16 protein-coding genes, 1 tRNA gene and 1 riboswitch are annotated in these 17932 nt (G+C 65.0%); of the genes, 5 read left to right on the forward strand and 12 right to left on the reverse strand.

Going from position 1 to position 17932, the window contains the following annotated elements:
- Positions 1–3 precede the first annotated feature (3 nt).
- Together ACTUWL_RS10620 and ACTUWL_RS10625 are read right to left on the reverse strand one after the other, a co-directional pair.
- Entirely contained in the window at positions 4–699 is a 696-nt protein-coding gene (locus ACTUWL_RS10620; RefSeq protein ID WP_158267779.1) for an autoinducer binding domain-containing protein, read from the reverse strand.
- A 491-nt stretch (positions 700–1190) separates the two neighbouring features.
- The gene (locus ACTUWL_RS10625; protein WP_021078469.1) at positions 1191–2105 is read right to left on the reverse strand and encodes a LysR family transcriptional regulator; all 915 of its coding nucleotides are present in this window, start codon (positions 2103–2105) and stop codon (positions 1191–1193) included.
- A 173-nt stretch (positions 2106–2278) separates the two neighbouring features.
- Between ACTUWL_RS10625 and ACTUWL_RS10630 the strand changes: the two genes are divergently transcribed.
- Positions 2279–2791 (forward strand): GNAT family N-acetyltransferase, encoded by a 513-nt coding sequence (locus ACTUWL_RS10630; RefSeq protein WP_291736761.1) that lies wholly within the window; start codon positions 2279–2281, stop codon positions 2789–2791.
- Positions 2792–2838: 47 nt separating this feature from the next.
- Here the strand turns inward: ACTUWL_RS10630 and uca are convergent, their stop codons facing one another.
- The 8 genes from uca to cpdR all read right to left on the reverse strand — a co-directional run bounded on the left by uca (position 2839) and on the right by cpdR (position 11905).
- Positions 2839–6381, reverse strand: coding sequence for an urea carboxylase (gene uca, locus ACTUWL_RS10635; RefSeq protein ID WP_021078471.1), 3543 nt, complete (start codon positions 6379–6381; stop codon positions 2839–2841).
- A 3-nt stretch (positions 6382–6384) separates the two neighbouring features.
- On the reverse strand, positions 6385–7023 hold the full coding sequence (locus ACTUWL_RS10640) for an urea amidolyase associated protein UAAP2 (protein ID WP_021078472.1): 639 nt from the start codon (positions 7021–7023) through the stop codon (positions 6385–6387).
- Positions 7020–7865: an urea amidolyase associated protein UAAP1 gene (locus ACTUWL_RS10645; RefSeq protein WP_021078473.1), complete on the reverse strand. Its 846-nt coding sequence runs from the start codon at positions 7863–7865 to the stop codon at positions 7020–7022. The genes ACTUWL_RS10640 and ACTUWL_RS10645 overlap by 4 nt, the downstream gene beginning before the upstream one ends.
- Positions 7862–8695 (reverse strand): ABC transporter ATP-binding protein, encoded by an 834-nt coding sequence (locus ACTUWL_RS10650; RefSeq protein ID WP_021078474.1) that lies wholly within the window; start codon positions 8693–8695, stop codon positions 7862–7864. Before ACTUWL_RS10650 ends, ACTUWL_RS10645 begins: the two co-directional genes overlap by 4 nt.
- The gene (locus ACTUWL_RS10655) at positions 8692–9510 is read right to left on the reverse strand and encodes an ABC transporter permease (RefSeq protein WP_021078475.1); all 819 of its coding nucleotides are present in this window, start codon (positions 9508–9510) and stop codon (positions 8692–8694) included. The genes ACTUWL_RS10650 and ACTUWL_RS10655 overlap by 4 nt, the downstream gene beginning before the upstream one ends.
- 47 nt (positions 9511–9557) lie before the next feature.
- The gene (locus ACTUWL_RS10660) at positions 9558–10631 is read right to left on the reverse strand and encodes a putative urea ABC transporter substrate-binding protein (RefSeq protein ID WP_021078476.1); all 1074 of its coding nucleotides are present in this window, start codon (positions 10629–10631) and stop codon (positions 9558–9560) included.
- 78 nt (positions 10632–10709) lie between these two features.
- Positions 10710–10820: riboswitch (guanidine-I (ykkC/yxkD leader) on the reverse strand.
- A gap of 571 nt (positions 10821–11391) precedes the next feature.
- Positions 11392–11466 (reverse strand) — tRNA-Val (locus ACTUWL_RS10665).
- A gap of 79 nt (positions 11467–11545) precedes the next feature.
- Complete coding sequence (cpdR, locus tag ACTUWL_RS10670; protein ID WP_016843340.1) at positions 11546–11905, reverse strand: cell cycle two-component system response regulator CpdR; 360 nt, start codon at positions 11903–11905, stop codon at positions 11546–11548.
- A gap of 305 nt (positions 11906–12210) precedes the next feature.
- On the opposite strand from cpdR, the gene ACTUWL_RS10675 reads away from it, so the two are divergent.
- The 3 genes from ACTUWL_RS10675 (at position 12211) to ACTUWL_RS10685 (ending at position 15490) form a co-directional block, all read left to right on the forward strand.
- Complete coding sequence (locus ACTUWL_RS10675; protein WP_035651008.1) at positions 12211–13098, forward strand: N-formylglutamate amidohydrolase; 888 nt, start codon at positions 12211–12213, stop codon at positions 13096–13098.
- 573 nt (positions 13099–13671) lie between these two features.
- Complete coding sequence (hisN, locus tag ACTUWL_RS10680; protein ID WP_021078479.1) at positions 13672–14451, forward strand: histidinol-phosphatase; 780 nt, start codon at positions 13672–13674, stop codon at positions 14449–14451.
- A gap of 70 nt (positions 14452–14521) precedes the next feature.
- Positions 14522–15490: a Bug family tripartite tricarboxylate transporter substrate binding protein gene (locus tag ACTUWL_RS10685; protein ID WP_021078480.1), complete on the forward strand. Its 969-nt coding sequence runs from the start codon at positions 14522–14524 to the stop codon at positions 15488–15490.
- A 2-nt stretch (positions 15491–15492) separates the two neighbouring features.
- On the opposite strand, the gene ACTUWL_RS10690 is transcribed toward ACTUWL_RS10685, so the two are convergent.
- Both ACTUWL_RS10690 and ACTUWL_RS10695 read right to left on the reverse strand, forming a co-directional pair.
- The gene (locus ACTUWL_RS10690; protein ID WP_021078481.1) at positions 15493–16140 is read right to left on the reverse strand and encodes a glutathione S-transferase family protein; all 648 of its coding nucleotides are present in this window, start codon (positions 16138–16140) and stop codon (positions 15493–15495) included.
- A gap of 14 nt (positions 16141–16154) precedes the next feature.
- On the reverse strand, positions 16155–17048 hold the full coding sequence (locus ACTUWL_RS10695; protein ID WP_035651055.1) for a LysR family transcriptional regulator: 894 nt from the start codon (positions 17046–17048) through the stop codon (positions 16155–16157).
- Between the two features lie 92 nt (positions 17049–17140).
- Between ACTUWL_RS10695 and ACTUWL_RS10700 the strand changes: the two genes are divergently transcribed.
- A complete protein-coding gene (locus ACTUWL_RS10700) occupies positions 17141–17893 on the forward strand; it encodes a sulfite exporter TauE/SafE family protein (protein ID WP_021078483.1) in 753 nt (250 codons plus the stop codon).
- Positions 17894–17932 lie beyond the last annotated feature (39 nt).

The following is a 17932-nucleotide window of genomic DNA, read 5'->3' on the forward strand; positions in this document are numbered from 1 at the left end:
CCGTCAGGTGATGAGCCGGAGCCGCAGGAGTTCAGCAATCGCCTGAGCCGTGTTGCGCGCCTGCACCTTCTCGCGAACCGATCTCAGATGCTTGTCGACGCCGTGGCCCGAGATGCCCATCCTTGCGCCGATCTCGCGCTCGTTCAACCCGGAGGCCGCGAGCTGCACCGCTTCGCGTTCACGCAGCGTGACGTTGATCGCCGGCTGCAGCTGGACCATGTTCCGCAAACGAAGCGCGCGGCCGACGGCATAGGTCGCGATGATCCGCAGTTCGTGCCGCTTCCGAGCATCGACCTTGAGGCTCTCGCCCGCAATCGCAAAGCCGATCAGATTGCCGTCCAGAGACGGCAACGCAAGCGCAAATCCCTCCTTCAATCCGAACGTCGCGGCCTCCGCCACGATCCGGCGCGACAAGGGATGCTCAAGGTATTGCGGGGCGATCTCACTCCAGAGAAACGGGCGATGGCTCTCGCGAATACAGCGCCTGATCGGATCGTGCTCGGAGTAATTCAGGGCGATATAGCGCTTCAGCCAGTCGGCCGGCCAGGAGTTCAGCAGAATGCACCGGGAGTCCGCAGCGCGCATGCCCTGCCTCGGAATGACGACAGCAATGAACGAGCTCGCGCCGTAGCCGGAGACTTGGCGCATCACCTCAGCCACGATCTCTGCTTCACTGTTGGCGTTATCAAGCCGTGTCACGAAATCCGATGTCGCCTCCAAAGAACGCTCTGGTGACTCTGATGGCGACCTTGCCTGCATCTAAAGCATCCTCTCAACGATGGGCCACATTGGCAAAAGGAGAATCTTGAACCGCGCCCTCGCACGGCAAGTTCTTATGTTGTTGTTGGAGAAGCAGCTGGCGCCGCATCTCGGAAAGAGATTCAGCTTGGCCGCTAATTCTGGAATCGTCAAATTCAACCGCGTCGGCCACGTCGGCGCAAGCACATATCACGCGCCTCGCTTGATCCCAGCGACAACCCCGGCGGCCAGCTCAATGCCGGCTGCGCAGTTGCCAGCATCGCAGCTACGAAATTGCGTACTTACAATCGCAAATCTTGTCATCGATAATTTCCAACGCCTACAACGATTCTCGCGTGCCGCGCGCAACGCGTCCTACACGGAGCTGTCGCGAGCAGCTCATCCGTCATGACGCGCTGCGTCTGGCAGCGCGGAACATGCGGCACGGATGGTCAGGCCGGCGCGCGGGCGGGCTTCCTGTATTCCGCGGTCTCGGCGCGAAGTAGGTCGCAGAATTCGAGCGCAAGACGGCTGCGCGGCCGTTGCGACGGGAACAGCAGCACGGTCGTGAGCTCCAGCCGCGGCGTGAACGGCTTGAGCACGATCCGGGCGCTGGCAAAATCCCGCGCCACGACGGGATCGACGATCGAGAAACCCAGTCCCTGTGCAACCAGAGCGCAGCGCTGCATGCTGTACTGAATCTCCGCCACCGTTCTGACCTCGGCCCCGGCGTCTTCGAAGGCGCGTTCGAGGCGCGACCGATGCGGCGCGCCTGGGGCTGGCGCAATCATCGCCTCGCCGTGCAGGTCCTTTGGGATAATCAATCGTTTGGACCGCAGCCGGTGCTGACGCGGCAGCACGCAGATGGCGTCGGTCGTCATCAGCAGTTCGTCGTCGACCGCCGCAAAACCTGACTGGGGTCGTGCCAGCCCGACATCGCACTGGCCTGCGGCAACCAGACTCCAGACCCGTTCAGGACTATGCACGGCGACCGACAACATGATGCCAGGGTTCTTCCTGGAGAATTTGCTGACGATCCGCGGCATCAACGAATAGGTGAATGCCGGAAGGCAGGCGATCCTCAGCGTCCCGCTGCCCCTCGCGCGAATGCCGCGCGCCGCACGCGCCAAATACTCCAGTCCGGCCTGGTTGCGCTCGACCTCATGCAGGAAGATCTCGCCTTCCGGCGTCAACGTGACACCGCCGCGCCCGCGTACGAACAGCGCGAAGCCGATCTCGCGCTCCAGCCGCGCAATGGCGCGACTGACGAAGGGCTGCCCGATCCGCAGGCTCAGGGCCGCCTTGGTGATTCCGTTGTGACGCACGACCTCACGGAACAGGTCGACGTGTCTCGGATTCAGGAACATGACCAATCCGCATACGAACTGCCATTTCAGTCATTTGACGGCATATCGGTTCGATGCGTCAATAGGGCATGCAATTCGTGGACAACCATGCCGCCTTGGCCACTGACCGCATCCTGCTGAGGAGGATCCGCGGTTCTGAAATCTCGCGGGTAAGGCCGCTCGGGGACGCCGGCATGCTTCGGCAGCTCGATCGCGGCGGCTCCGGCCAGTCCGCGGCCGCGCGCGCGGCTGCCGCGCTGAGCTGCGCCAACGTCACGGCCGCGTTCGCGATCGAGGATACCGGGTCCGGCGACGTCATCGGCCTTACCGCTTTCGCGGCACTCGAGCCGAACGAAAAGCGGGCGACGCTTGCGCCGATCTGGAGCAGCGGACGATTTGGCGAGATCCTGCTCATGAGCCATGTCGCGCATCTCATGACGCGGTATGCGTTCGAGGTGCTCGCCGTCGAGCGGGCCGAGGTGCATCTGGATTGGCGGCTGCGGCGTACGCTCGAGCTCTACGCTGACCTCGGCTTTCACTGCGAAGGACGGCTTCGCGCCTATTTTGCCTGCGATGAAGGTCCATCGGCCGACGCTGCGGTCCTCAGCGTGGTGCGCTCCGGATGGCCAGCCATCGCCGACCGGCAGCGCCGGCTCCTCGCCAACGAGGCATGGCGAGGTCGGCTTCCATCCGATCGGCCCCCATAGAGCAATGCCGGGGACAGGACCGCAGCAGATCGCTCGTGACGCGGAATCTATTCCGGCCGGATCAATGCCACGACATCGCCCGCCCGCAGCGTCTGTCCCGGCTTCACCGGAACCGATGCGATGCGGCCGGCCGCCGGCGAGAGCACCGAGATCTCCATCTTCATGGATTCGATGATCGCGAGCACATCGCCGGCCGCGACTTTGGCGCCCTCCTCGACCAGGATCTTCCAGATGTTGCCCGGTACTTCCGAAAATGCGCCGACCTGGCCGTCGGGAATGCCGGTCGCAACGGCGGCAATCTCGGCCGATTCAGCCGGCGCCTCGTCGAGCTTCAGCTCGCGCCAGCGTCGGCGCTCGGCATCGAACGCGGCCTGCTGCGCCGCCTTGAATGTGGTGATCGACGACTGCGCGCCGGCCAACGTTCGCGCATAGTCGGCGTAGGAGAACTCGCCCTGCTCGATCCTGATGTCGTATTGCCCGTGCGGGAACGCGGCGCGGGCATCCAGCAGTTCGTCGGCATCGACCGGAAAGAAACGGATCTTGTCGAAGAACCGCAGCAGCCAGGGATGGCCTGGCTCGAACACTTTCGTCGTGCGCCAGGTGTTCCAGACCTGGATGGTGCGGCCGAACAGCTGGTAGCCGCCCGGCCCTTCCATGCCGTAGATGCACATATAGGCGCCGCCGATCCCGACCGCGTTCTCCGGCGTCCAGGTCCGCGCCGGATTGTACTTGGTGGTCACCAGCCGATGCCGCGGGTCGAGCGGCGTCGCCACCGGCGCGCCGAGATAGACATCGCCGAGGCCGAGCACGAAATAGTCGGCGTCGAACACGATGCGGCGGACGTCGTCCTCGCTCGCCAGCCCATTGATGCGCCGGATGAACTCGACATTCGACGGACACCACGGCGCATCTGATCGCACCAGCTCCTGATATTTGCGCATCGCCAGCTCGGCCTGCGGGTCGCGCCACGACAGCGGCAGGTGTACCGTGCGGCTCGGCACCCGCATCGCATCGACATCAGGCAATTGGCGCTCGATCCGGCGCAGCACATCGAGCAGTTTTCCGCGCGACAGTGTCGTACCGTCGTAGTGGATCTGGAGCGAGCGGATGCCGGGCGTGAGATCGATCAGGCCGCCGAGCTTTGCGTCCTCCAATGCCTGCGCCAGCACATGCACGCGCAGCCGCAACGCGATGTCGAGCTCCATCGGGCCGTATTCGACCAGCAGATTGTCGTCACCGGCGCGCCGGTATACCACCGGGATCGGACCGTCATCGTTGCGACCGACGATCGCAGAACCGAGCTCCGGTGCCTTGAGGACGGTGGGGCCGGCAACCGGATCGTCGCTTTTCACCGGAACGAAACGGACGGTGTCGCCCGGCCGGAGCTGACCGACCTTCCAGAGTTCGTCGCGCGCGACCACCGCCGGACAGACGAAGCCGCCGAGGCTCGGCCCGTCCGGGCCGAGGATGATCGGCATGTCGCCGGTGAAGTCGATCGAGCCGACCGCATAGGCGTTGTCGTGGATGTTCGACGGATGCAGCCCGGCTTCGCCGCCGTCGGTCCGTGCCCAGTGCGGCTTGGGGCCGATCAGCCGCACGCCGGTGCGGGCGCTGTTGAAGTGCACCTCGTAGCTCGTGGAGAACAGCGTCTCGATGTCCTCGTCAAGAAAGAAATCAGGCGCGCCATGCGGGCCATAGATCACGCCGATCTGCCACGCCGACGTGAGCTGCGGCCGCTCGTTCTCTGTGGCGCGCTGCGGCGGCGCCAGGCCAGTTGCTTCCGCGCCGATATGCAGAACATCTCCGGCCTTCAAGGAGCCCGTGGCGTGACCGCCGAAGGCGCCGAGCGCGAACACCGCGCGCGAGCCGAGAATCTGAGGCACATTGAAGCCGCCGCGCACGGCGAGATAGCTGCGCTGACCCGGCCCCTTGATGCTGCCGATCGCGAGCGTCTGACCGGCGCGCACCGCGATCGGCTCGTGATACGCAATCTCGACGCCGTCGAGCGCCGCCTTCATCTGCGCGCCCGAGACCGCGACGATCGCATCAGTGTTGAAGCGCAGGGTTGGTCCGTTGACCGTCAGTTCGAGCGCGGTCGTCGTCTCCGGGTTTCCCACCACGCGATTCGCAAGCCGAAACGACCGTTCGTCCATCGGACCGCTCGGCGGCACGCCGACATGCCAGAGGTGCAGCCGGCCGGGCAATTCCTGCACGCCGCTCTGCGCACCGGGTGCAACGACATCGATGGTGCGGGGACGATAGGCGAACGCGCCGAGCACGCTGGTCGCGACCTGCCCGCTGCGGAACACGTCGGACGTGGCGATCGCACGCAGATAATCGAGATTGGTCTCGATGCCGGCAATAGCCGTCTCATCCAGCGCCTGCGTCAGCCGCGCGATCGCGGCTTCGCGCGTGTCGGCCGTCACGATGATCTTGGCCAGCATCGGATCGTAGAACGGCGTCACCTCGGAGCCGGTCTCGATCCAGCCGTCGATCCGCGCATCCGGCGAGAAAGAGACCTGCGTCAGCCGGCCCGCGCTCGGGCGAAAACCGGCGCCCGGATTCTCCGCATAGAGCCGCACCTCGATCGCCGCGCCCTTTGGCGCAAGCGTGCCCGCGGTGCCCAGCACGTCCTCGCCGGCCGCCTGCCGGATCATCCATTCGACGAGATCGACGCCGGTGACCTGCTCGGTGACGGGATGCTCGACCTGCAGGCGGGTGTTGACCTCGAGGAAGTAGAAATCCTCCCGCTCGACGTCGTAGATGAACTCCACCGTGCCGGCGGATTCGTAAGCCACCGCCTTGCCGAGCGACACCGCGGCTTCATGCAGGCGCTGCCGGACCTCGCCAGAGAGCCCCGGCGCCGGCGTCTCCTCAAAGACCTTCTGGTTGCGCCGCTGCAGCGAGCAGTCGCGCTCGCCGAGCGCAACCACGTCGCCGCTGCCGTTGCCGAAGATCTGCACCTCGATGTGGCGGGCGCGCGCGACGAACCGCTCGAGATAGACCCGGGCATCGCCAAAGCTCGCGCGCGCCGTGCGCTGCACGGACGCAAAGCGCTCGCGCAGCGTCGCGACGTCGTGGCAGAGCTGCATGCCGATGCCGCCGCCGCCCGCCGTGCTCTTCAGCATCACCGGAAAGCCGATCCGCTCGGCCTCGCATACGGCCTCGTCGATGGTCTCCAGCAGGCCGGAGCCCGGCAGCAGCGGCACGCCGCTCCGCTCCGCGATCTCGCGTGCCTTGTGCTTGAGGCCGAAGGCGTCGAGATGTTCCGGCCGCGGCCCGATTAACCTGATGCCGTGCTCGGCGAGCCGCTCGGCAAAGCGGCGGTTCTCCGACAGGAAGCCGTAGCCGGGATGCACCGCCTGCGCGCCGGTCGCAAGGCACGCCGCCATGATCGCATCGACGTTAAGATAGCTCTCGGCGGCCGGCGCCGGGCCAATGCGCACCGCCTCGTCGGCCTCGAGCACCGGCCGGGTGAAGCGGTCGGCGTCGGAATAGACCGCGACCGAAGCGATGCCCATATGGCGCAACGTTCTGCCGATCCGCCCGGCGATCTCGCCGCGGTTGGCAATCAGGACCTTGCTGAACATGCCTCACGCCTCCGGCTCGAAGATCGTCACCTGGACCGGCGTCGGGAAGAAGCCGTTGCAGGGATTGTTGATCTGCGGGCAGTTCGAAATCAGGCACAGCACGTCCATCTCGGCGACCAGCTCAACGGCGTCGCCAGGCTTCGAGACGCCGTCGACCACGGTGAAGTTGCCGGCCGGATCGATCGGCACGTTCATGAAGAAGTTGAGGTTCGGCACGATGTCGTGCTTCGAGAGGCCGTATTTCGCGGCTTCGACCACGAAGTTCTCGCGGCAGGCATGCTGGTAGCGGGTCTGGTGACCGAATCGCACGGTGTTGCTCTCGCAGGAGCAGGCCCCCGCCGACGTGTCATGCAGGCCGCAACTGTCGGCCGTGACGCGCAGCATCACGCGGCCTTCGTTGGACATGATGTTGGTGCCGAGCCCGACATAGGCCGAGCCCTGCGCGCGCAGCGTATCCTGGCCGCTGTAGCGCTCGCCGAAATCGCTGGCGCAGTAGAACAGCGTATCCACCGCCTGCTGGCCATGGGTATCGGTGATCCGCAGGGTCTGGCCCTTGCGGATGATCGCCGACCACGGCTTTCGCGCGGCAATCTCAACGTCGAGGACAATGCGGCCGTTGGTCTGGGCGGATTGCGCGGTCATTGCACTGCTCCTTCGGTGGTCTCGCCGAAATACAGCGCGTTGTTCTCATAGGCGCGGATCGCTTCAGCCGTCGCGGTTCGGCACAAATCATCCGCCGCCGGCGCATCGGCGCGGTAACGTACGATCTCCACGCTCGCCTGCGGATAGGTCACAGCAGGATCGAGCGGATGCGGGCAGTTCGACAGCGCAATCAACAGGTCCATCTCGGCGCGCAGATCGACGAAGTCGCCTTTCGCGCGGCGCTGCGCCGACCAGACGAACTTGCCGTCCGCGTCGATCGCGACCGGCGCAAAGAAGCTGACGCAGGGATGCACGTCGCGGCGGCCGAGCCCGAGCTTGCTTGCTGCGAGAATGAAGTTGTCGCGCGTGTTGCGGAAATTGCCGTCGCCGTATTTCGCCTGGTTGGTCGCAGCCGTCGAACCGCCGACCACCGCGTCATGCGCCGCGCTGGTGTCCTCGGTGAGGCCGAGCAGCGCTCGCCCCATGTCGGACAGCAGCACGCGTCCCTTCTGCAGCCGCGCCGCCCATTGCACCTTGATGGTGTCGGCGTGGTTCAGCCGTTCACTGGGATCGGTCGCATTCCAGGCGAGCAGGCTGACCGTGGATGTCCCCGAATTGTTGACGATGCGCAGCGTATCGCCGCGGTCCAGTCGCGTGGTCCAGTACCAGCCGGCCGGAATCACCTCGCGATGGATGATCGCCGCAGCGGCGATCGGTACTGCGTCGCGCGCGGTCGGCGCCGGCAGCGCGCGCGGCGCATGCTCCTGCCCCGCCGCCTTCAGCTCGTTGTAGCGCCTCGTATGCGCCGCGACCTCGGCCTTCTGTTCCTCTGTGAGGATCATGGTTGCTCCTTCAAGACGAGAGCGCCGGGCCGTCCCGGCTGATGCTCCTTGCCTGATCGGGTCGTCCCGATCGGAGCTGGTTGAATGATCGCGCGCGGCTCTGCGCTGCGGCGCGGAAATATCTCGAGGTCGCGCGACACGGTGGCGCCGTAACGCTCGCGCTCCTCCGGGCGATTGCGCGAGCGCTCCAGCGCGATCACGCGCGTCGCGAGCCCGAACGCTTCGCTGAGGTCATGCGTGACCATCACGACGGTGAGATGCGTCTCATTCCATAGCCGCTTCATCAGCACATGGATGTCGGCGCGGATGCCCGGGTCGAGCGCGCCGAACGGCTCGTCGAGCAGCAGGATCTTTGGGCCGCGCATGATCGCCTGCGCCAGCGCGAGGCGCTGCTGCATGCCGCCCGACAGCGCCGACGGATACTTGTTCTCCTGGCCGGCGAGCCCGACCTCTGCGAGCAGCTTCATGGCATCGTCCGCCGCGGCGCGCCGCGCGGCGCCGAACAGGCGGGCGGTGAACTTGGCGTCGCGCAGTTCGCGCCCGAGCATCACGTTCTGCAACACGGTGAGATGCGGAAACACCGAGTAGCGCTGGAACACCACGCCGCGGTCGGCGTCCGGTTCGGCGGGCAACGGCTTGCCGTCGACCAGGATCCGGCCGCGGCTCGGCTGCTCCTCGCCGAGCAGCATGCGGAGCAGCGTGGTCTTGCCGCAACCGGACGGACCGACCAGCGCAATGAAAGCGCGCGGCTCGACCTCCATCGTGATGCGCTCGAGCACGATGTGGTCGCCATATTCCTTCCAGACGTCGTCGAAGCGGATCGCGCTCATTCCGCCCTCACCGAGGCAAACCAGGGAAACGCCCTGCGTTGCAGAACGCGCAGGCCGACATCGATCAGGAACGCGAGCAGCGTGATCCAGGCGACGTAGGGGATGATGACGTCCATCGCGAGATAGCGCCGCACCAGGAAGATCCGATAGCCGAGCCCGGAATCGGAGGCGATCGCCTCGGCCGCGATCAGGAACAGCCAGGCCGGGCCGAGCTGCAGCCGCAGCACGTCGATCAGCCGCGGCAGGGTTTGCGGCATTGCGACGCGGAGCGCGATCTGCCAGGTCGAGGCGCCGAGCGTCTGCGCCTTGACGATCTGCTCGCGCGGCAACTCCTGCACTTTCATGGCGAGGTCGCGGATCATGCAAGGCAGCGTCCCGATCACGATCAGCGCGATCTTCGAATTCTCCCCGAGCCCCATCACGATGAACAGGATCGGCAGCAGCGCCAGCGGCGGCACCATCGAGGTGACCGATACGAACGGTCCGAGCAGCGCATTGGCGCCCGGCAGCAGCCCGATCACGATGCCGAGCACCAGCGCCGCCGTCGTCGAGATCGCCAGCGCCGACCCCAGTCGCCCGAGGCTCGCGACGGTGTCGGAGGCCATCAGATAGCCGCCGGTGCGCGGATCGACCTCGAACGCCATCTGCTTGACCGCCTGCACCATGCTCGGCAGCGCCGGCAGCAGCTTGTCGTTCGGGTTCTGCGCGAGCCGCGCGCCGGAGCTGGCGAAGTAGGCGATTGCGACCAACAGGAACGGCAGCGCGAGCAGATAGAATCGCGTCTGCCGTCCCGGCCGTATGTTCACAAGTCGCATCGTCGGCTCCTGCTTTGGGGATCGCGCCGTGGCGTCAGGGCCTGCCCTCAGAGCTTGCCCTTGGCGGCTTCGTCCATGAAGGTCGGGTCGAAGCGCAGCTTGACGTTCGACTTGTCGCCGAGCACCGACTTGTCGGCGAGCTCGATGCCGACGGCGTCGGCCGACTTCGCGCCCTTGCCGAGCAGGTCCTTTTCGAACAGGAATTTACGGACCCGGTCCATCGTCGTCCCGATCGTCTTGCTGCGCGTAAAAGCTTCGGCGTCGGTTGCCTTGTCGAACAGTTTTGTGGTCGAGAGCTGGCTGTCGAAACCGGCGAGGTCGGTGCCGGAGGCCTTGGCCATCGCCTCCTTGGCAGCCTTCGCGGCGGGATCGTTGGCGGTCATCCTGGACAGCGTCTCGTACCAGATGCCGACCAGCGCCTTGGCGAAATCCGGATTGTCCTTGGCAACCGCGGTGTTCACCACCATCAGATCCATGATCTCGCCGGGGATCTGCGAGGAGTCGAAAACCTTCCTGGCATCGGGCGAGCCGAGGATTTCGGTCACGATCGGATTCCAGGTCACGACCGCATTGACGTCAGGGGTCTTGTAGGCGGCGGCGATATCGGCGTCGGAGGTGTTGACGACCTTGACGTCCTTCTCGCTCAGCTTGGAGGTCTCGAGTGCCCGCGCCAGCAGATAATGCGACACCGAGAATTCAACCAGGTTGACGGTCTGGCCCTTGATCGCGGCGAGGTCCGACTTGTTCTTGAGGATCACCGCGTCGTTGCCGTTGGAGAAGTCACCCATCACGACCGCTGTGGTGTCGACGCCGCCGGCTGCCGGAATCGACAGCGCATCCATGTTGGTGATGGTGACGGCATCATAGCCGCCGGCGGTATACTGATTGATCGACTCGACGTAGTCGTTGAACTGCTTGACCTCGATCGTGATGCCGTATTTGTCGGCCCATTTCTTGACGATGCCGGTGTCGGCCGCATAGCCCCACGGCATCCACCCGACATAGATCGACCAGGCGACCTTGAAGCTTTTCTTCGGCGCCGCCTCGGCCGCGGGCGCCGCCGCGAGCACGACCGCGCAGCCGATGACAACAGAGCGAAGGAAGAAAGAGAACTTGTTCATTGCCGATCCCTCTTGCGAAACTTCACAAAAAGGGACTGGCGAAAAGACCATCGCTCCGCCAATCCCTTGGCTAACGAGGTCTCCCGGGCTTTTATCCCGCCGTGCACCTGCGGGGATGTCTCCCCCGCAAGCGGCTGCTCTCGGACCAGCATCTTGCCTGGCAAGATCGGAACCCTAGCGGCCAACTCAGCGCCTTTGATGCACGAGGCGTGCCAAAGCACCGGCAACTGAATCTGATGAGATTTTCCGGCACGCGCGGCGCGGCCGCGTGGGCGGCCTGCTTAGAAACTGCGCAGGCCTGCCCAGATTTGGCTCTGTCCTTCGGTCACCGACATCAGCAGGATCACCGATGCGGATGTCGAGGGGAAAGTCGATGCGCAAGCTCCTGAACATTCTATGCGCCGGCCTCTGGCGCGGACTACACGGCCGGTTCGGCCGGGTGCCGAATTGCGACACCAAGCTGGGCGCTTCCTAAATTTGGCTGGGATTGCGTTATCCCGCTACGCGCAGTGCTCGTCCTCAACCGAGGCATCCAGCCACGCCACGTCGCGAGAACGCGAAGCTGTATCTCATCCGAACCGTCATCGCGACGCGTGGCTTGACGAGCCGAAGCTCGCGGCCAACGGCCCGCCTGCGCCCTTTGGGCTTCGGCGCGGTCGTCCGTCTTCGCTTTCACTTCGCGTTCAAGCTACGCCGGACACGCTTCGCTCTGGCGGTCTCCGGCGTGGCTGCGCCACGCGAAGCCCGTCAGGGCGAAGCGTGGTGGGTGCGACAGGGATCGAACCTGTGACCCCTACCATGTCAAGGTAGTGCTCTCCCGCTGAGCTACGCACCCAAAGCCATGTTTGGATCGGGTCCCTATAACGGACCGCGGCGGGGCAGGCAAGGATGCAAAGTGAAGGTTTTTTGGCGAATCAGGCCGCCAGCAACTTGTTCACTTCGCTGACCAATTCCCTGAGGTGCACGGGCTTGGCCAACACCTTGGCGTTTTTCGGCGCCTCCGAATCGGAATTGAGGGCCACCGCGGCGAAGCCGGTGATGAACATGATCTTGATATCGGGATCGAGTTCCGAGGCACGGCGCGCCAGCTCGATGCCGTCCATCTCGGGCATCACGATGTCGGTCAGCAGCATTTCGAACGGCTCCTCGCGCAGCCGCTGGTAGGCCGACATGCCGTTGTCGTGCGGCGAGACCTTGAATCCCGCATTTTCGAGCGCCTTGACCAGGAAGCGGCGCATATCGGTGTCGTCTTCGGCGAGAAGTATTTTCGGCATGGCAGGAATCGTCGAATCCGGCTGGAGGAGCAGTCCGAACAGTAAGCCCGACAGACGGTAAATTTCGGGTGAAATTTGCGTCAAGCCAGCGGCAAATGCGCACCAGCGATTTGTGGACCGAACCACGCGTCGAATCAACCATCAGCGGCATTTCCCGCTTTTAAGACGCGTTCCAGGGCGCGCCACACTCTTTTCACTTGGCAGAATGATCGCGATTACCGACAATGCCTGCCCATAAATCTCCGCTTTTCCGGCAGAACCAGTTCTTGCGGGGCGAGGCGGACGCAAGGGACGGCGCCAAGGGAATGACCGAATTTGCTGGCGAGTTGTCGCCCCCGTTCGAGATCGTTGAGCCGCAGGCCTGGCGCGCGCCGATCATCTTCAATTCCCCGCATTCGGGCTCGGTCTACCCGGCCGAATTCCTCGAGGCATCGCGCATCGATGTGGCGGCGCTGCGCCGCTCCGAAGACAGTTTCATGGACGAGCTGATCGCCGGCGTGAGCGAGCGCGGCTTTCCGATCGTCCGGGTCAACTTCCCGCGCTCCTATGTCGACGTGAACCGCGAGCCCTATGAGCTCGACCCGCGGATGTTCACCGGGCGGCTGCCGAGCTTCGCCAACACCCGCTCGATGCGGGTCGCCGGCGGCCTCGGCACCATCCCGCGCGTGGTCGGCGACGGACAGGAGATCTACCGCGAGCGGCTCGACGTCGATGACGCGCTGCGGCGGATCGAGGTGCTGTACAAGCCCTACCACCGCGCGCTGCGCCGGCTGATCAACAAGGCGCACCAGGCGTTCGGCGCCGTGATCGTGGTCGATTGCCACTCGATGCCGTCGATCGGCGTGTCGCGCGACGAGCCGCGCCGGCCCGACGTCGTGATCGGCGACCGCTATGGCACGAGCTGCGCGCCGCTGCTGCCCGACCTCGTCGAGGAGATCATGAGCTCGCTCGGCTATTCGATCGGCCGCAACAAGCCCTATGCCGGCGGTTTCATCACCGAGCATTACGGCAACCCGGCGAGCGGCCTGCACACCGTGCAGATCGAGCTCAACCGCGCGGTCTATATGGATGAGCGCCACCGTGAGCGCGGACCGCGCTTCGCCCAGGTGGCCGCCGACTTCGCGACACTCGCCGATGCTCTCGCAAAGATTCCGTTCGGAGATCTCGGCCCATTCCAGGCGGCTGCTGAGTAGCTGCGTCGTCGACTAGCCATGCGGTGATCGACGAAGTCGTGAACGGGGAATTCAGTTGGTGGCGTGACCGGATGCGAAATTGGATTCCGCATTCACGCCGGGAAGTCGTCGAACCAAGAAAAAAGGGCCGCTTGAATGAACAAGCGGCCCAAGTCTAGGGAGGAAACGCCCAAGGAGGGCAGCGATAGCGCGAGGCGCTACCGCACCGCAACAATATGCGACCGCGCTGCACAAAACGCAAGAACTTTCGAAACATTTCCTGCGTATTTGTTAGTAGGCTGTCGCATTTGCCACAGGCCCGCGCCGGAAATTTTTGTTGTTCAGTATCAGAGACTTACGGGATAAACCCCGGTCAGACGGCGCTTTGCGCATAGCTTGTATACCAGAACTCGCGACTTCGTGATCCGGCCAGCAGCCAGAGAGGCTTTCGAATCCGAAGCCAAATCGAAAGTCCGAAACCGGGTCATCAGGCTGGGATAACGCTGCGTTAATCGTGCGCACAGCATTGGATTGAGCTAGGCAAGAACGCATCCGACCTCTACCGCGTCGTTTTGCGCATTTCAGGGACAAGCCGTGACGGTCATCGACTTCACCGCCTTCATCGGCCGCCTCGCGACCGCATCCGGCGAAACCATCCTGCCCTTCTTCCGCACCTCGCTTTCGGTCGACAACAAGAGTTCGAACGATTTCGATCCGGTCACCGAAGCCGACCGCGCCGCCGAAGCGGTGATGCGACGGCTGATCAAGGCGAACTTCCCCCAGCACGGCATCGTCGGCGAGGAGTTCGGCAATGAGCGCGAAGACGCCGACTATGTCTGGGTGCTCGACCCGATCGACGGCACGAAGTCCTTCATCGCCGGTTTTCCGATCTGGGGCACGCTGATCGCGCTGCTGCACAAAGGTACGCCGGTATTCGGCATGATGCACCAGCCCTATATCGGCGAGCGCTTCTCCGGCGACAACGGCTCGGCGAATTATTCCGGGCCGTCGGGCGGACGGCGGCTCTCGGTGCGGCGTTGCGCCTCGCTGAAGGAGGCGACCACCTTCACCACGAGCCCGCTTCTGATGAATCCGGATGACCGCGCCCGCTTCGGCCGGGTCGAAAACGCGGCGCGGCTGTCGCGCTACGGCGGCGACTGCTACTCCTATTGCATGCTGGCGGCCGGCCATCTCGACCTCGTGATCGAGACCGAGCTGAAGCCCTACGACATCGCCGGCCTGATCCCGATCGTCACCGGCGCCGGCGGCGTCGTCACCACCTGGGACGGCAAGCCGGCGCAGGGCGGCGGCCGCATCATCGCAGCCGGCGATCCGCGCGTGCACGAAGCCGCGATGAAGCTGCTCAACGCCTGATTCTCGGGTTGCCGGACGATTGATCTGCGCACATCCTGACTGCAACGAGAAAAGTCAGGGGTGGGCGCACATGACGATTTGCGGCAGGCTGTTGGCAGCCGTTCTCCTGCTTCTCACGCCCATTGCAGCTTCGGCCCAGGAGTTCCCGACCAAGCCGATCCGGCTGATCGTGCCGTTCCCGCCGGGTGGGCCGAACGACATCATCGCGCGGGTGATCGGACAGAAGATATCGGAACTGGTGAAGCAGCCGATCATCGTCGACAATCGCGCCGGCCAGGGCGGCGTGCTCGGCACCGACGCGGTCGCGAAGGCCGCGCCCGACGGCTACACGGTTGCGATCGCCAGCGCCGGCGCGCTCGCGATCAGCCCGAGCATGGAAAAGGTCGCCTACGATACGCTGAAGGATCTCGCCCCGGTGACGCTGGTCGCCACCGTGCCGGAAATGCTGGTCGTCGCCACCGACGTGCCGGCAAAGAACATGAGCGAGCTGGTCGCGCTCGCCAAGGCGCAGCCGGGCAAGCTCAACTTCGCCTCCTCCGGCCCCGGCAGCCTGCCGCATCTGGCCTGCGAATTGTTCAAGCTGACGGCGAAGATCGACATCGTCCACGTGCCCTATCGCGGCGCGGCGCCGGCAGTGAACGATCTCCTGGGTCGGCAGGTGCAGATGACCTTCCTCGACCTGCCGGTGATCCTGCCGCAGATCAAGGCGGGCACGCTGCGGCCGATCGCGCTCGGGGGCCGCGAGCGCGCCCCGACCGCGCCCGACGTGCCGACCACGACGGAGGCCGGCATGCCCGACCTGATCATCGAGAACTGGTACGGCATGGTCGCCCCCGCAGGAACGCCGCCGGCGATTATCACGAGGCTGAACATGATCGCCACCGAGGCGATGGCCGATCCGGCCGTGAAGGCAAAGCTCGCCGAGCAGGGCCTGACATTGGCCGGCGACACGCCGGAGCATTTCCGCGACTTCATCGCTGCCGACATCAGGAAATGGGCGAAGGTGATCGAGGACGCCGGCGTGGTGACGGCGAAGTAACGCTAATAATCGAGCCGGCCGCGCAGCTCCTCGAACGGAAGCATGACGTGCTCACGAAACGGCGGGCGCTGTTGCAGCCTCCGATACCAGCGCTCGACGGCCGGCAACGGCGGGCGTGCGATCTCGAGCTCGAAATAGCGATAGAGCGAGGTCCCTGCGGTGATGTCGGCGAACGACAATGTCTCGCCGAGCAGGAACGGGTTGCTTTCAAGGAGGCGTTCCAGCTTGGCGAAATGCTGCTCGCAGCGGGCGAGCGCCGTCTCAATCGCCGGCCAATTGCGCTGCGCTTCAGGGGTGCGGAAGAATCCCCAGAACACGCCGCCGAGAAAATCCGGCTGCAGCGCGGTCTGCGACCAGTCCATCCAGCCGTCGACCCGCGCCCGGACGACGGGATCGTCGGACCAGAAGCGACCGTTGCCATAGCGCGCGGCGAGGTAGCGCAGGATGGCGTGGGATTCCCAGACGGTTGCCTCGTCATCCCTGATGACGGGCACACGGCCGTGCGGGTTCATCGCCAGGAAGGCCGGTGCATCGAGCCCGCCGAACGCGCCGCCGGCATCGATATGCTGATGCGCCAGCTCGAGCTCGCCGATCAGCCACATCACCTTCTGCACATTGAACGAACTGCGGCGGCCCCAGACGGTGAGCATGGCACTCTCCTTGATCAGCGCTGCGCTTCGGCCTGCAAATATTCCACGAGCTGTTTGGCGGCGCGCGGCAGCGCCTTGAAGCTGCGGGCGCAGATCGTGAGCCGGCGATTGGCCCAGGCGTCGCGAATCCTTATCGTCGTGATCGGCATCGAAGCCGCGCAGCGCCGGGCCGCGGTTTCCGGAATCACCGCGATGCCGACATCGGCTGCAACCATCTGGCAGATCGCGTCGAAGCCGCGCAGACGGGCACGGAAGCGCAGCCGCGCACCGAGCTTTGCCGCATGGCGGGAAATATGGACCTGCAACGCCGACGTCGCCGTGAGGCCGACGAAATCGCGCCCGACCACCTCCTGAAAGTCGATCTGGCGGCGATTGCCGAGATCGCTGCGCCGCGGCGCCACCAGCATCAGGCGGTCCTCGCTGAACAGGAAGCGCTCGACACTGTCGGGCAGCGCGTGCTCGGCTGCGAAGCCGAGATCGGCGGCGCCGCTGGCGATCGCGGTCGCGATATCGGTGCTCTCGCGCTCCTCGACATCGACGCTGATATCGGGATGTTCGTGCAGGAAGGCCGCGAGTGCGCGCGGCAGATGCTCCGACAGACCCGAGGTGTTGGCGAGCAGAAGCACGTTGGCGCGCACCCCGCTGGCATAGGCGGCGAGATCGCTTTGCAGCGACTCGACATTGTGGATCACGATGCGGGCATGGCCGAGCAGGCTCTCGCCCGCCGCCGTCAGCTCGACGCCGCGGCGGCCGCGCTTGAGCAGTGCGACGCCGAGCGCCTCCTCGAGGCCCTTGATCCGCTCGCTGGCAGAGGCCAGCGCAAGGTTTGCGCGCACCGCGCCCTGCGTGATACTTCGCGCATCGGCAACCGCAATGAACAACTGCAAGTCGATCAGGTCGAACCGCATCATTTTTTCCGTTCCGCCCCTTCGGGATGCCCGAAGGCTAACTCCGTAACCTCCAGATTGTGCCGATCGCGTCGATCGGTCAATGTCCCGCCATGGTCGACCATCTGCTGATCTTCATCGCTTTCGCCTTCCTGCTCGCCGGCTTCGTCAAGGGCACGCTCGGCCTCGGTCTGCCGACGGTCGCGATGGGGCTGCTCGCAACCACGATGGCGCCGGGCCAGGCGATTGCGATCGTGATCGTGCCGGCGATCGTCACCAATATCTGGCAGACCTTCGTCGGCCCCTATCTGCGCGACATCCTCAGGCGGCTGTGGCCGCTGATGCTCGGCACCGTCGTCGGAATCTGGATCAATGCCGGACTATTGACCGGGCCCTACGCGGCCTACGGCACCGTGGTGCTTGGTGCCCTGCTGGTGATCTACGCGATCGTCGGCCTGAGCCGGTTCAACTTCAAGGTCGCGCGGCGCCATGAGAAATGGGTCGGCGGCATCGTCGGCCTCATCACCGGGCTGATCTCGGCCGCAACCGGCGTCCAGGTCATCCCCTCGGTGCCGTTCATGCAGGCGATCGGCATGGACAAGGACGAGCTGGTGCAGGCGCTCGGCGTCTTCTTCACCAACGCGACCCTGGCGCTCGCTTTCAACCTCACGGCCTCGGGCCTGCTGACTGCGGCGACCGCGCTGCCGGGTGCGGTGGCGATGATGGCGTCATTCACCGGCATGTTCATCGGCCAGGCGGTCCGCACAAGGATGCAGCCCGACGTGTTCCGCCGCTGGTTCCTGATCTCGATGATCCTGCTCGGCATCTACCTCGCCGGCAGCGCGCTGCTCAAGATCCACGGCTAGATTCTTGTTTGACGCGTTTTCTTCACGCGAACCGGTAAG

It is taken from the genome of Bradyrhizobium sp. WCU1, from assembly GCF_053474805.1.